General features: G+C 41.4%; 10 protein-coding genes. 3 read left to right on the forward strand and 7 right to left on the reverse strand.

Features of this window, described 5'->3' with window-relative positions; all coding sequences use genetic code 11:
* The 7 genes from E2L03_RS00005 to E2L03_RS00035 form a co-directional block, all read right to left on the reverse strand.
* Positions 1-2,612 (reverse strand): beta strand repeat-containing protein (locus E2L03_RS00005; protein WP_134258377.1); only part of this gene is annotated, 2,612 nt, incomplete at its 3' end.
* Between the two features lie 246 nt (positions 2,613-2,858).
* On the reverse strand, positions 2,859-4,220 hold the full coding sequence (ulaA, locus tag E2L03_RS00010; protein ID WP_134258378.1) for a PTS ascorbate transporter subunit IIC: 1,362 nt from the start codon (positions 4,218-4,220) through the stop codon (positions 2,859-2,861).
* Positions 4,221-4,240: 20 nt separating this feature from the next.
* Positions 4,241-4,507: a PTS sugar transporter subunit IIB gene (locus tag E2L03_RS00015; protein WP_078440141.1), complete on the reverse strand. Its 267-nt coding sequence runs from the start codon at positions 4,505-4,507 to the stop codon at positions 4,241-4,243.
* Complete coding sequence (locus E2L03_RS00020) at positions 4,504-6,591, reverse strand: BglG family transcription antiterminator (RefSeq protein WP_134258379.1); 2,088 nt, start codon at positions 6,589-6,591, stop codon at positions 4,504-4,506. Before E2L03_RS00020 ends, E2L03_RS00015 begins: the two co-directional genes overlap by 4 nt.
* 203 nt (positions 6,592-6,794) lie before the next feature.
* Positions 6,795-7,631, reverse strand: a complete 837-nt coding sequence (locus E2L03_RS00025) for a carbohydrate ABC transporter permease (RefSeq protein WP_038479893.1) — start codon at positions 7,629-7,631, stop codon at positions 6,795-6,797.
* Positions 7,631-8,482 carry a carbohydrate ABC transporter permease gene (locus E2L03_RS00030; protein ID WP_078440139.1) on the reverse strand — a complete coding sequence of 284 codons (852 nt, stop codon included), beginning with the start codon at positions 8,480-8,482 and terminating at the stop codon, positions 7,631-7,633. Before E2L03_RS00030 ends, E2L03_RS00025 begins: the two co-directional genes overlap by 1 nt.
* 74 nt (positions 8,483-8,556) lie before the next feature.
* The gene (locus E2L03_RS00035; RefSeq protein WP_134258380.1) at positions 8,557-9,825 is read right to left on the reverse strand and encodes an ABC transporter substrate-binding protein; all 1,269 of its coding nucleotides are present in this window, start codon (positions 9,823-9,825) and stop codon (positions 8,557-8,559) included.
* A 270-nt stretch (positions 9,826-10,095) separates the two neighbouring features.
* Between E2L03_RS00035 and E2L03_RS00040 the strand changes: the two genes are divergently transcribed.
* The 3 genes from E2L03_RS00040 to E2L03_RS00050 all read left to right on the forward strand — a co-directional run bounded on the left by E2L03_RS00040 (position 10,096) and on the right by E2L03_RS00050 (position 13,223).
* The gene (locus tag E2L03_RS00040; RefSeq protein ID WP_038479900.1) at positions 10,096-11,133 is read left to right on the forward strand and encodes a LacI family DNA-binding transcriptional regulator; all 1,038 of its coding nucleotides are present in this window, start codon (positions 10,096-10,098) and stop codon (positions 11,131-11,133) included.
* Between the two features lie 148 nt (positions 11,134-11,281).
* Entirely contained in the window at positions 11,282-12,274 is a 993-nt protein-coding gene (locus E2L03_RS00045) for a Gfo/Idh/MocA family protein (protein ID WP_134258381.1), read from the forward strand.
* A 4-nt stretch (positions 12,275-12,278) separates the two neighbouring features.
* Positions 12,279-13,223 (forward strand): aldo/keto reductase, encoded by a 945-nt coding sequence (locus E2L03_RS00050; RefSeq protein ID WP_134258382.1) that lies wholly within the window; start codon positions 12,279-12,281, stop codon positions 13,221-13,223.
* Positions 13,224-13,250: the final 27 nt, after the last annotated feature.

A 13,250-nucleotide genomic window follows, 5' to 3' on the forward strand; every position in this document is an offset into this window, starting at 1 on the left:
GTAGCTCCAGTAACTCCCGTTACTCCAGTAGCACCTGTAGCTCCAGTAACTCCAGTGACTCCGGTAATGCCAGTCGCACCAGTAACTCCGGTAGGACCAGTAACTCCAGTAGCCCCAGTAACTCCTGTAGCACCCGTTACTCCTGTAGCCCCAGTAACACCAGTAACACCAGTAACACCCATAACGCCAGTAGCTCCAGTAATGCCAGTAGCACCTGTAACTCCGGTAACTCCAGTAGCACCCGTAACGCCAGTAGCACCAGTAACTCCGGTAATGCCAGTGGCTCCGGTTACTCCTGTAGCCCCAGTAACTCCCGTTACTCCAGTGGCACCAGTAGCTCCAGTAATGCCAGTAGCCCCTGTAACTCCCGTTACTCCTGTTGCACCAGTAACACCAGTAGGTCCGGTAATGCCAGTAGCTCCAGTAATGCCAGTAGCTCCAGTAGCACCCGTAGGACCAGTAGCTCCAGTAACTCCCGTAACTCCCGTAACGCCAGTAGCACCAGTAACGCCAGTAGCTCCAGTAACTCCAGTGACTCCGGTAACCCCAGTGGCACCAGTAACGCCAGTAGCACCCGTAACGCCAGTAGCACCAGTAACTCCTGTAATGCCAGTGGCTCCGGTTACTCCTGTAGCCCCAGTGACTCCAGTAACTCCTGTAACCCCTGTAGCTCCTGTAATGCCAGTGGCACCAGTAACGCCGGTGGCACCTGTAACGCCAGTAATCCCAGTGACTCCAGTAGCTCCTGTTACTCCAGTAGCTCCAGTAACACCAGTGGCACCAGTAACGCCGGTGGCACCAGTAACTCCGGTGGCACCAGTAACTCCGGTGACGCCAGTAGCTCCGGTAGGACCAGTAGCTCCAGTAGCACCTGTAACTCCGGTAACTCCAGTAGGACCAGTAACGCCAGTAGCTCCAGTAGCACCAGTAACTCCAGTAATGCCAGTGGCTCCAGTAGGACCTGTAGCTCCAGTAACTCCCGTTACTCCAGTAGCACCTGTAGCTCCAGTAACTCCAGTGACTCCGGTAATGCCAGTCGCACCAGTAACTCCGGTAGGACCAGTAACTCCAGTAGCCCCAGTAACTCCTGTAGCCCCAGTGACTCCGGTAACCCCAGTGGCTCCCGTAACGCCAGTAGCACCTGTAACTCCGGTAATGCCAGTGGCTCCGGTTACTCCTGTAGCCCCAGTGACTCCTGTAGCCCCAGTAACTCCCGTTACTCCAGTGGCACCAGTAGCTCCAGTAATGCCAGTGGCTCCGGTTACTCCTGTAGCCCCAGTAACTCCCGTTACTCCAGTGGCACCAGTCGCTCCAGTAATGCCAGTAGCCCCTGTAACTCCCGTTACTCCTGTAGCACCAGTAACACCAGTAGCTCCTGTAACTCCGGTAGTTCCTGAGACACCCGTAGGTCCAGTAGCACCCGTAACTCCTGTAGCTCCAGTAACTCCAGTAACTCCTGTAATACCAGTAGCTCCTGTAATGCCAGTAACCCCAGTAGCCCCGGTGGCACCAGTAGCACCTGTAATCCCAGTGGCTCCTGTAACTCCTGTAACTCCTGTAACTCCTGTAGCCCCAGTAACACCAGTAGCCCCAGTGACGCCGGTAACACCAGTAGATCCCGTTACTCCTGTAGCTCCAGTAACGCCAGTAACTCCAGTAGCACCCGTTACCCCAGTAGCACCTGTAACCCCAGTGGCTCCTGTAACTCCAGTAGGACCTGTAGGTCCAGTAACGCCAGTAGCACCAGTAACTCCGGTAGGACCAGTAACTCCTGTAGCCCCAGTAACTCCAGTAGCACCCGTTACTCCTGTAGCCCCAGTAACTCCAGTGGCACCAGTAGCTCCAGTAATGCCAGTAGCACCAGTAGCACCAGTAACTCCCGTTACTCCTGTAGCACCAGTAACACCAGTAACACCAGTAACACCAGTAGGACCAGTAGGTCCGGTAATGCCAGTAGCACCAGTAACTCCCGTTACTCCTGTAACCCCAGTAGCTCCTGTAATGCCAGTAACACCAGTAGCCCCGGTGGCACCAGTAGCCCCAGTAACCCCAGTGGCTCCTGTAACTCCAGTAGGACCTGTAGGTCCAGTGGCCCCGGTGGCACCAGTAACACCCGTTACCCCAGTGGCTCCAGTAACACCAGTAGCTCCAGTAACTCCCGTTACTCCTGTAGCACCAGTAACACCAGTAGCTCCGGTTACTCCAGTGGCACCTGTAATACCAGTAGCTCCAGTGGCACCCGTACCGCCAGTAGCACCCGTAACACCAGTAGCTCCGGTAATGCCAGTAGCCCCAGTAACCCCAGTAGCTCCAGTAATGCCAGTAACACCAGTAGATCCTGTAACTCCCGTAGCTCCAGTAACACCAGTAGCTCCAGTAGGGCCTGTAGCTCCAGTAGCTCCTGTAATGCCAGTAGCCCCAGTAGCTCCTGTAATGCCAGTAGCTCCTGTAATGCCAGTAGCCCCAGTAACGCCAGTGGCCCCAGTAACGCCGCTCACATCGTTACAATAGCTACAATAGGTGCTAAATAAAGATCCTCCATTTGTTGGTGTCCTTTTAAATTGGACAATGCTTTGATGTATACAATATTCATATTTAGAAATTTTTTTCATCGTAAACAGCCCTTATACAAATGTATTTTTATATGTAGGAAAAAAAGGCTTTCTAAATAGTATTCATAAATTTTTTAGTTGTGAATGGGACAAGGTGAAGTCCTGACGATTTTTCGTTTTAGATTTAAAGAGTATACATGCATGTTTATAAAGGGCCAAATTTTGTTGCAAAGTAAAAACAAAAAAAGCCCAGATACGAAAGGATCTGAGCTTGAATTAAAGTGGATTGAAAAATTTTATTTTTAGTTAAGAGTGGTTTGTCTCAGATGGTTTTTTCCTCGTTTTTATTCCAATTAAGAAAAAGCCTGCGATAATAGCTAAGACGATAACCGTGAATGCAATAGTCGAATTTATTTGTTGGCTAAGTATGCCAAGTGCAATCCCTACTACTCCAAAGTCTGAATCACCAAACGTCGTACTTTGGAAACCGAGATCTCCGAGGACAGGTAATAGTAATGCTGGTAAGAAGCTAATAAAAACTCCATTTACCATAGCACCAATAATGGCTCCCCGTCTTCCACCAGTAGCATTTCCGAAAACTCCAGCTGCTGCACCTGTAAAGAAATGCGGTACAAGTCCTGGTACTATTACTGCTAAGCCAAAGAGTGGTAGAAACATCATACTGATTAAACCAGCTGCGAAACTAAACAAAAATCCTATAATAACAGCGTTGTTTGCAAATGGGAAAACAGCAGGTGCATCAAGTGCTGGCTTTGCATTTGGTACAATTTTGTCAGCGATTCCTTTAAAAGCCGGAACAATTTCTCCAAGCAACATTCGTACACCTGTGAGAATGATGTATACGCCAGCCGCGAAGGCCAATGCTTGCATTAAAGAGAACACAAGAAAGTTTTGTCCGCCACTCAACTGTGATTCAATAAATTCACTTCCTGTAAATAGTGAAACGACAACGAATAAAATAACCATTGTTAAGGATACAGCAACTGTCGTATCTCTTAAGAAACCAAGTGATTTTGGCACTTTTATATCTTCAGTAGATTTTTCTTTATTGCCAAACCATTTTCCGATTGTAGCAGAAGCATAATAGCCGAAAGACCCAAAATGACCAACAGCAATATCATCAGAACCCGTGATCTCACGAGTGAAAGGTTGAAGCATAGCTGGTAGAAGCACCATTAAAGATCCTAAGATGATAGCGCCTAGTACGACCATTGGAACTCCAGCCATACCAGCAGTAGTTAAAATGACGGCTATCAAGCAAGCCATAAACATGATGTGGTGTCCAGTTAAAAAGATATACTTAAAGGGTGTAATACGAGCAAACAGAATATTTGCCATCATCCCGAATAACATGATCATCGCTGTTTCAGTACCAAATGCATCTTGCGCTATGGCAACGATTACTTCGTTATTCGGTATGACACCGTTTACATCGAATGCGTGATTAAACATCGCACTAAATTGATCTAATGACTGTGTAATGACCATGGCACCTGCTCCTAAAATAACAAAGCCAAGTACGGTTTTTAGGGTTCCTGACACTACATCGGCAACTGCTTTTCTCTGAGCAAGTAAGCCGATGAGTGCAAAAAGACCAACAAGTAGTTCAGGAGTACCTAAGAGATCATTCATGATGAAATCAACCATTGGTGACTACCTCCTTTAGCTTATACATGTTGGTTTAGGACTTCTCGTAATTCATTTTTATCAAGTAGGTTTTTTAGGCCCACTACGTTTCGAGAACCATCTCTTAAATTGGAAACAATCTCTTCTGAACCAATATATAAGTCCGCGTTTTCAGTTTTTGCTGTTGTTAAATCTGTGTGAGACACATCTGCTTGTTTATCTAAATCCTTTAAAACTTGCTTTGCATTCATTTCAACAATCATAGAACTTCCTAATCCATTTCCACATACAACTAATACTTTTTTCATTGTTCTTGTCCTCCTTCATTCTCCTTATGAAGAATGGTTTCAATTTGTGAAGCTGATGTACTTGCCAAAATGTCTTGAACGTTTTTCTGTTCTGAAAGCAGCTCAGAGAGTTGGGATAACGCTTTGAGATGGGTCTCATTATCAATGGCCGCTAAAACGATGATAATTTGTGCATTATGTTTGGCTTCATTAGAAAAAGAAACAGGTTCATTTAGTTTCAATATACTGATCCCAAGCTTATTAACGCCTTCTTCAGGTCTTGCGTGTGGCATCGCAATGGAAGGTGCGATCACAATATAGGGTCCGTTCGTTGTTACATTATTAATCATGGCATGAATATAGGATTCAACAATCGATTCGTTTTGTAATAGCGGCTGAGCAGCTATCGTAATCGCTTCCTGCCAGGAAGAAACGGTAGGCTGAACCTGAATCATGCTCTTGTCTACTATCTCATGTAACATCGGTTTATACACCTCAAGTCTTAATCTAGTTGGGCGAAAGAATGGTTCTAGTTGATGAATTAATGCTTGTCTATCACGAATATCAGCATTTTTTTCAATAATATGCAGAACGCTTTCAAATTCAGACTGTTTTAAGCGTTCAGGATCCAAAAAGCTTTGTAACTCACGAAAGATATGTGCCTTTTCTCGATCTCCAAGAATTGCCGGAACGTAGATAATCGGAATGAGGGATTCGCTTATAAAAGTTGTAGAAAAGGCGAGATCTACTTTTTTCTCATACTTGTTAAACAAACGTATTGGGATATACGTAAGAAATTCTACTTCCGGTAATAAGACTTCTAATTGAGAGAAAAGCATTGATGACGCAGCAATACCATTCTCACAAACAACAACCGCTTTATACGCTTTTTTTCGATTTTCCCTTTTTCGATTAATCCACCCACCAAAGTGCATCGCAATAAGGGCAACTTCTTCCCTTGGAATTGGTCGATTCACGTATTCTTCAAGTGGTTTTAAAGCTTTTTCAGTCAACGTATAGATTTCTTTAAGTTGGTGTTCAATAAGCGGTAAATACCGGTGATTGAGTTGTTCATTATACTTTAATCTGTAATAGGCAGGTTTGATGTGTGCCACTAAATTCTTGTACAAGCGCTCTTTTTCGTGAAAATTAACTCCACTATGGTATTCAAACCGCTCAATGATTTCTTTTGTTAACGTCAACACATCCGTTTGTTCGTCTTGTCGATCACGAGTATGAATATCCGTTACCCGGGAGCTTAACAGCCGAATAACAAATAGTATGCACTCTGGTTGCTTAAATAAACGAAATCCTTGATGAACAAGACGTTCGGCCATTTGATCAACAACCTTATAAGCCTGTGTATGAAGAAGTACTTGCTGTTCTTCTACTTCTATCCAAAGCTTTTCAAAAGATCGATTAGATAAGAAAAGAAGGGTAAGCTTTAAAGACGTTGCTACTTGCTCATTGAATGTTAGCGATAACGCTTGCTCCAATTGTTTAATTTCATTTTGAAACTGTAGTTCTGTATTCGTTATTCCAGCTTCTACTTGATTAAATAGCAACGACCTTACTTCAATAAAATCTTCATCAGCGATAACGAATATAACTTTTTGAATCACCCGCCACACATCATAATCGGCTCCAACTATACGATATCCATCTTGTTTTGAATGAAGCAGCTCAACATGATGATCGTGGAGAAATTGTGAAACAGCAGTTAAATCTTTAAACAAGGTTCCACGACTTACTTGAATGAGATCCATTAACGCTTTAGCGGTTGTGTTTGGTGGTTGCAGCAATACACTGGCTACAATGATGTACTGCCGTTCTTTTTGAGTAAATCGATAATCCCATTGTTTTTTTAATGCAACTAAATTAACTAGACTTGTCTTCGTGTCGGAAGTTAAAGATATGCCTTTACGATATTCACGTTTTATAGGATGTACTTGATTTTCTAACAACCAATAATCAATTTCATTAAAATCGTTATAAAGCGTACGTTTTGACACACCAAGACGCGTTGCTAACTCAGCAGGATCAATCGGTTTTTTCGCTGAATGTAAATAAGATAAGATGGTTATGCGTCGTTGATCAAGAACCACAAAGATTGCTCCTTACAGAATATAATTTTGCACAGTATCTCATAACCTAAATGGAGTATAAACGGAAACAATCAAAGTGTTAATAGCTTTTACCAGACAATAAGTGTACAATTCAATTGTGAAAAACTATACGCAGATTCCAGCAGTACTATTATGAACAAAAAAAGAGAATAACATGAATGGTTATTCTCTAAACGTGAATCTTATTTTAAAGCACTTCCTAGCATGCCAGAAATAAAGTGCTTTTGCATAGCTAAGAAAAAGATCAGAATTGGTACAGTTGCTATTGTAATACCCATCATAACTTGACCGTAATCCGTATACGATACCCCGCTTAACGTTGAAAGGGCTACTGGAAATGTATACATATCAGGTGTTCGAATGGCGATAAGGGGCCACATGAAATTGTTCCATTGAAACATAAAGAGGAAAATGGATGTGGCTGCTAAAGCTGGCTTCATGGATGGTAATACGATCTGCATAAAAATTCTCCATTCCCCTGCTCCATCTAAGCGTGCTGATTCTAATAACTCTGTAGGAAAAGATAAAAAATTTTGTCGCATCAGAAAAATGGCAAATGGATAGCAAAGTTGAGGCGCAATTAATGCAAAATACGTATTTAATAAATTGAAGTTAGCCATCATTTGAAATAAAGGAATTAATGTAGCTTGATACGGTATCATCATGGATAGCAAAAACACTGTAAAAATAACATTTCGCCCTTTAAAAGTAAATTTTGCAAAGGCGTAAGCGGCTGTGGTACTTATCGCTAATGCAAGCACAACGTATAAGCTTGCCACTACTAGTGAATTAAATAATACCCGCCAAATGCCTACATTCTGATCTAAGTTTCTTAAGTTCTCCATAAAGTGACTGCCAGGTATAAACGTCGGTGGACTTGAAAACATGGAAGAAGATGGGTTGGTCGCACCGATGAACATCCAATAAAATGGAAATACTGAAATCACTAAAAAGACGAGTAAAAAACCATACATGCTTACTTTACCTAACAAATGTTTCCGTCCCGTTTTTGTTTTCATTATTTATCACCTGTTACTTTAAATTGAATAATAGATAGAACAGCCACAAGCATGACAACTACATAGGCAACTGCACTTGCATAGTTAAAATCAAAATATTCAAATCCATTTTCATAAATGTACAAGCCTAACGTCATCGTGGAGTTAGCTGGGCCCCCACCTGTAAGATTGAATGGTTCATCAAATAATTGAAGCGTACCAATTGTTGATAAAATCCCAGTAAACAAAATGACTGGCTTTAAACTTGGAATCGTAATGGAAAAGAACTGTCTAATTTTCCCTGCACCATCCATTTTAGCTGCTTCATACATTTCATGGGGAATATTTTGCAAAGCAGCAAGGTAAATAATCATGTTGTAACCCGTCCACCTCCATGTCATAGCAAGCACAATGGAAATCTTCGCCCATGTTCCATCTGTTAACCAAGGAATGGCGGACATTCCGAGATTTGTAAACAGTTCATTAATAAGCCCATTATCTTGTAGTAAAACTGAAAATAATAGTGAATAGGCAACTAGCGACGTGACGGCTGGTAAAAAGAACGAAACTCGAAAGAAGCCCTTTAGGCGTAACAACTGGCTATTTAACACATTTGCCAAGATCATTGATAAAAGTAGCATGAACGGCACTTGTAAAATGAAAATAATAAATGTATTTACGAGGGCCGTCTGAAAGATCGAATCATGAATCAGTCGTATGTAATTGTCAAATCCAGTAAAGACATAGCTTCCACCTTCAAATTTTTGAAAGCTAAGCACGATGGAAGCAGCAATGGGATAAGCTGTAAAAAGTAAAAACAAAATAACCGCTGGTGCTAAAAATACATAAGGGGTTGCCTTAGATCGGTTCATGACACAGCCCTCTTTCTTTAAAATCGGTGAAGCAACGTACAGGACTTCACCGATTTCTGTTTTTATAAGATCATTTAATTCATTCTGTTTTGTAATTGTTGTTCGGCTCGTGTCATTACATCTGTTACGTCCGCTCCATTCGCTGCATCAGATTGCGCCGTTTCCGTTTCATCTCGAGCGATGGAATAATTTCCTGTATAATTTACAGAAGGAATATCTTCCATCATACTGGAAAAGAGCTCCCAAATGGCCTGATCTCCAAAGTAACCAATTGGAGAAGTGAATACGTCATTGTCGTAAATGGTATTAAGAGAAGGAAATAAGCCATTCTCCATTGCCGTTAATTGGACATCATCAGAAGTAGAGAAATACTCCATAAACTCATAGGCAAGTTCAGGATTAGCCGTTTGTGCTGAGATCATGTAATTGCTTCCTCCTAAGTTAGAAGCCCGATTGCCGCCTGCTTCCATTGCTGGCAATGGAAACACTCCCCATTGTCCTTCTAAATCTGGCGCCTGCTCCGTTAACGAACCGGTTAACCATGCCCCAGTTGGCGCAGTAGCAACCTGACCATTCGCCAAGCCTGATAACCATGCATCCCAACCGACTAAATTCTCATTTAACCCTTCTTGATGTAATCGCTGAATCACTTCCATCGCTCTAATCGACTCATCAGACGCTAGAGCAACTTCTTCATTGTCATCAAAATAAAATGTACCTTGCTGATTTAACATCATTCGGTAAACACCATCATCATTACTGATGTCAATACCAGTTAATGCTACATCTAGCTCGTCCCGCAATGTATGACCTGCTTCAATAAAATCATCCCAAGTTTCAATTTCGTCTGCATAAATACCAGCTTCTTCAAACAAGTCAGTTCGATAAAAGACACCAGCAGGACCCGCATCAAAAGGAAAGCCGTACACTCCCCCGTCAACGTTCAATAATTCCGTTTTAAAAGCAGGAAATTTATCATTGTGATTCTCTTCAAAATCATACTCAGAAATGTCTAAAAAGGCATCTTTGAAATTTGAAAGATAACCTTGAACGCGATCATCTTCAACGAGCATAATATCAGGTAAACCCTCTCCATTTGCCTGAAGCCCTGTTGTAATACGCTGATAAACATCCGGTGTTCCTACTTCAATAATTTCTAGTTCAAAATCTGGATGATCTTCTTTAAATTGAGCAGCTGCTTCTTCAAGTACTGGAATATTAATGTTCCAAGCCCACGCGGTTAAGGTTTGATCATCAGAGGTTCCGCTGCTACCTGAACCTCCACAAGCGGATAAAGAAACAAGCGCTACTAGTGATGATGCATATAGTAAGTTTTTTTTCATGTTCATGCTCCTCTCAATATGTATGACGCATTCATGCTTTTGGTATCGCTTACAATTACAGCTAACCCACTCTTTTTTTGAACTATTCAAGTATTCAACCGAAAGAAACCGGTTTCAGTTAACTTTAAAAAAGAAACTCTTTTTTGTCAACAAGCAATTTTGACACTTTGATGATTTCCGTTTTAAGTGAAAAATGGAGCTTCACTTTGACTACACTCGCAAACAATTCTATACTTCTAATAGAAAAATGAAAAAGGGAAGCGATAACGAATGTTGAAGAAAGACGGTGTTACAATTTACCGGATTGCCAAAGAAGCAAATGTTTCGCCTGCCACTGTATCGAGAGTCTTAACTGGAAGCGCAAATGTTAGGGAGCCAGCTAAATCTAGAGTCTTAGCGTTAATTAATAAATATAATTTTAAGCCGAATGTAATGGCACAAAGCTTATATTTAAAACAATCAAAAATGCTAGGTATCATTTTGCCAGATATTGATCATCCCTTCTATTCTATGATTGTTAAAGAGCTTGAAAGACAAGCCCTCGAAAAAGGTTATACGTGTTTATTGTGCAATTCCATGCAAAATTTCACCATAGAGCAAGCGTATTTGGACAATCTGATTTCCCGTCAAGTTGATGGCATTGTTTTTCTAGGTGGTCGCATTAACCAAACCCACCCCACCGAAGAACTTCGAGCAGGAATGATCGACGCACTAAAACATGTACCGATTGTTTTTGTTAATGGAAAAATGGATGGTGTGGACGCCCATACAATCCGTACAGATGAAGCAAGTGGTGTGCGACGTTTACTTGAGCTACTTACTCACCATGGGCATGAAGCGATTGGCTTATTAGGTGGGGAGATAGGGGTTTCGTCTACTGATGAGAAAGTGAGTGTTTTTCGAGAAACGATGCTAGAAAAAGGATTAATCTTTAAAGAAGATTGGATTCATAGTAGCGGTTATAGCATAGAGGCTGGAGAAAAAGATGCCACACATCTCATTCACCTTGATCATCGACCAACAGCCGTCTTATGTATGAATGATTTTGTAGCCATTGGAGCTATCAAACAGTTCAAAAAGTTTGGTTTGAAAGTTCCTGGTGATATTTCTGTAACGGGGTTTGATGATACGTATTTAGCTGAACACTTCCCTCCTGGTGTTACATCTGTTAATCAAAACTACCAGATGCTAGCAAAGAAAACAATCGAGACATTAATTGGTTTGATTGCACACGAAGAACAAGAGAAAGAGGCGATCGTCCCAACGTATGTGACAGTAAGAAACTCATGTGATGAATGGCAACACTAACTCCTTTTTAATGTGTTGTCATTCTTCAAGCTTTCTTTTCAAAAAATGACTTTTAAACATTGACAAAAGTGCAAATTCGATATACCTTTATTTGAAACCGGTTTCTTTTCAAAGGGTAAAGTAGATAGTACGTAAAAGGAGATGACTAATGGTGTCAAAACAATTAACTTGGGGTATTCTTGGAACCGCTACCATTGCAAAACAATCAATGATTCCAGGTATCTTGGAATCCAGCACAGGATCTATTGGAGCTATAGCAAGTCGATCTCTTGATAAAGCTCAAGCATTCGCTTCAGAATTTTCTATCCCTACAGCATATGGGTCCTATGAAGAATTAGTAGCAGATCCCTCTATAGATGCTGTGTACATACCGCTGCCAAACCATTTGCATAAAGAGTGGGTCATTCGTTCGGCTAAAGCGAAGAAACATGTTCTATGCGAAAAACCAATCTCTTTGAATCAATTAGAGCTTGAGGAAATGAAACGTGTATGTGAAGAAAACAATGTATTATTACTAGATGCGTTTATGTATCGCTACCAAGAGCGCTATACACTTATTAAAAACCATATTAAAAATGGGGACATTGGTGATTTAAGAGGGATTAGAAGCTCCTTCTCGTTTAATAATGCTGGAGCTCTTGATAATTTTCGGATGAAAAAAGAATTTGGTGGAGGTAGTTTGTACGATATTGGTGTCTATCCACTTAGTTTAGCACGTATGATATTTGAAGAAGAACCAGAGGCTATTACGGTTCACTCATATTCACCTGATTCTCATAACGGTGTTGATATGTCAGCGGCAGGTTTGGTTGAATTTAACAACGGACGCTTTCTAACATTTGATTGTGGCATGTGGGCAGCCTACCGTAATGATGCTGAAATTCTTGGTTCTACAGGTCGCATTCTTATTCCCGATCCTTTTACAGGTGGTTTAGAAGGATTTCAACTTATTCAAGGGAGTGAACAACGTCAAATTGATGTAGAAGATACAAATCATTACGCGAAGCAAGCCGATTATTTTGCTCATGTTGTATGGGGTGAAACGGCCAATCGCTTTGGCATTGAAGATTCTCTTGCAAATATGCGTTTACTTGATGGAGCGCTTGCATCACAAGAAAAACGGGAAAGAGTGGTGTTGTAAAACAATGTTAAAAACAATTCAATTAGAGGGATTATCTTCCCCTGTATCCTCTCTCATTATGGGATCTGATTATTTTACCCCTGAGAATCAGGAAACAGCTAGTCAAATGATAGAAAACTATTTACGCATCGGTGGCAATACAATTGATACAGCGTTTATTTACAGTGGCGGATTAAGTGAACAAGCGATCGGAAACTGGCTGAATAATGGAAACCGAGAACGTGTTAATATTTGGACAAAAGGTGGGCACCCGAACCAAAATGGCCACACCATTACGAAAGCAGAACTAAAAGAACAGCTTAAAATAAGTCTTGATCGATTAAAAACCGATCATGTTGAGCTATATGCCCTCCATCGGGATGATCCTTCTGTTCCTGTTGGTCACATTTTAGAATGGCTGAATGAGTTTATTGAAGACGGTTACATCTCTACTTTTGGTGGATCAAATTGGGAGACTTCTCGTTTAGAGGAAGCAAACGATTATGCATCAACACATGGTTTACGCGGCTTTTCGTTTTCAAGTCCAAATTTAAGTCTGGCAAAGGCAAAAGAAGCTTATTGGCCAGGGTGCATTAGCTTAGATGCTTCCGACATTAAATGGCACCAGCAATCAACGATTCCTGTACTCTCATGGTCCTCACAAGCAAGAGGTTTTTTTACAGGTCGCTTTGATCGAAACGATTTTTCTAACGAAGACCTTGTACGTGTTTTTTATAATGATGACAATTGGAAACGATTTGATCGTGCAGCAGAGTTAGCGGAAAAGAAAGGCGTAACGACTATTGAAATTGCACTTGCTTATGTATTAAATCAATCATTTCCAACAGCTGCTATTATCGGCCCTCAAAATAAAGAGGAAATGGTATCATGCGCGCAAGGAGCAAGCATTGTATTATCAAAAGACGAAATCAATTGGCTTAACTTAGACGTACCTACACCCTCTTCTTGATGCTTTAGAAAGATAAATGACAATCAA

The sequence above is a fragment of the Shouchella oshimensis genome (genome assembly GCF_004375095.1).
Lineage (GTDB): Bacteria > Bacillota > Bacilli > Bacillales > Bacillaceae_D > Shouchella > Shouchella oshimensis.